The sequence below is a fragment of the Roseomonas sp. TAS13 genome (assembly GCF_001950415.1).
GTDB classification, from domain to species: Bacteria; Pseudomonadota; Alphaproteobacteria; order Acetobacterales; family Acetobacteraceae; genus Roseomonas; species Roseomonas mucosa.
Window position 1 is genome coordinate 1 of record NZ_BDLP01000574.1, and the last position, 1,969, is coordinate 1,969.

Consider the following 1,969-nt stretch of genomic DNA (forward strand, 5'->3'; position numbering starts at 1 on the left):
TCGCCTTACGGTGGAGCTGTGCGTAGATGTGATCAAGAGACAGCCCGGCCTGGCGCTGGCCTCGACCGGCGTGCCGCATGCGGCGCTGCTGGGCGATGTCTTCGCCATGCTGCCCTGGGCGCGGACCGCGGTGCCGTGGCAGCGCGGCGCCGTCCTGTTCCGCAAGCCCGATGGCGCCATGGCCCCCTACGACCCGACCGGGGGAGCCATCCGGCCGCAGGTGCTCGACATCTTCGTGGCCCCTCCCCGCTCCGGAAAGTCGGTGCTGGCCAACACCATCAACCTCGGCCTGTGCCTCAGCACGGCGGTGCTGGGCACCAACGGCGCCAAGCTGCCGCTGATCGGCAAGGCGGACATCGGCAACTCGGCCGAGGGCTTCGTCCGGCTGCTGCAGGAGGCGCTCGGGCCTGACCGGCGGCATCAGGCGATCTTCGTGACCATGCAGTTCGCGCCGGGCTTCGAATTCAACGTCTTCGACCTGCAGATGGGCTGCGAGTATCCGCTGCCGCTGGAACGCGCCTTCCTGCAGAACTTCCTCGAGCTGGCCACCCTGCCCCCGAACGAGACCAAGCCGTTCGAGGGCATGGGTCACCTGATCCAGCTGGTGATCGAGGAAGCCTATCGCCTCTGCACCGCCGTCCAGGGCGGCTCCCCGAAGCGCTACCACGAGGGCGTCGAGCCGGCGGTGGACGCGGCCCTGCACCGGCACCGCATCCGACTGCAGCACGAGGACCCCTGGTGGCGCGACGTGGTGAACGCGCTGATCGAGGCGGGCGAGCACCGCTGGGCCGAGGTGGCGCAGCGTCACGCGGTGCCGACCATCCAGGACCTCATCAGCGCGGTACGGACCGACCAGGTCCGCGACAGCTTCAACGGCCTCAAGATCGCGGCCACCCACGAGGACCTGGGACAGCTGTTCGAGCGCTACATCTACGACTTCATCCGCAAATACCCGACGCTCAGCGAGCCGACCCGGCTCGACTTCGGGCCGGCGCGGGTCATCGTCATCGACCTCGCCGCCGTGGCGCCGACCGGCTCGGCCGCAGCCGACCGGCAGACCGAGATGATGTACATGATGGCTCGGCACATCCTGGGCCGGAATTTCTTTCTCCATGTCGACCACCTGGCCCATGTCCCCGAGCCGATGCGGCCCTTCCATCGCCTGCGCTTTCAGGAGGCGATGGAGACCATCAAGCGCCTGGACTTCGACGAATGGCACCGCACCCAGAACAGCCCCCAGGTCCAGGCCCAGGCCGAGCGCGACATGCGCGAGGGACCGAAGCACAACGTCCAGCTGGGTTTCGCGAGCCAGCGGCTGACGGACATGGGGCAGGCGATCATCAGCCAGTCGACCGGACGGTTCATCCTCAAGGCGGGTGACGCCCGGGAGGCCGAGGAGATCATCAAGCGCTTCGACCTCGGCGAGGCCAGCGCGGCGAATGTGCGCCACACCCTGAGCGGCCCTGGACCGGGCGGTGCGCCCTTCGTCGCGCAGTTCGCCGTGGATGCCGACCGCTGGGAGCAGTTGCTCATCAACAGCCTCGGGCCGGTGGAACTATGGGCGCTGAGCACCACACCAGGCGACAGTGCCTTGCGCAACCGGCTCTATGCCCGTCTCGGCTTCAGCGAAGCACTCCGGCGGTTGTCCAAGGTGTTCCCTTACGGCTCGGCCGAGAAGGAGATCACCGAGCGCAAGGACAACAGGCTCAAGCGCGGCGAGAAGGAGGACGGCGCCGTGTTGGGCGTGCTCGATGAACTTGCCACCGAACTGACCAACGGCACCGGGCTCGGAATCATCCTGCGCGACATCGAGAACCAGCGGCAGGGCACTCAGGACGAGGGATCAGGCAGCGGGCCGCATTTGATGGCTGCCGAGTGAGAGGCGGGCCTGTGTTCATCCTGAACACAGGCCCGCCCCCGAAAAACTCTGCCTATGCGCGCTGATTGCCGGCGCCGTTCGCACCGAACC

The 1,969-nt window shown here is 67.7% G+C and carries 1 pseudogene; it reads left to right on the forward strand.

The features are described 5' to 3' along the window. A pseudogene (locus ROTAS13_RS27555) lies at window positions 1-1,879 on the forward strand (ATP-binding protein); the annotation flags it as partial. Window positions 1,880-1,969 lie beyond the last annotated feature (90 nt).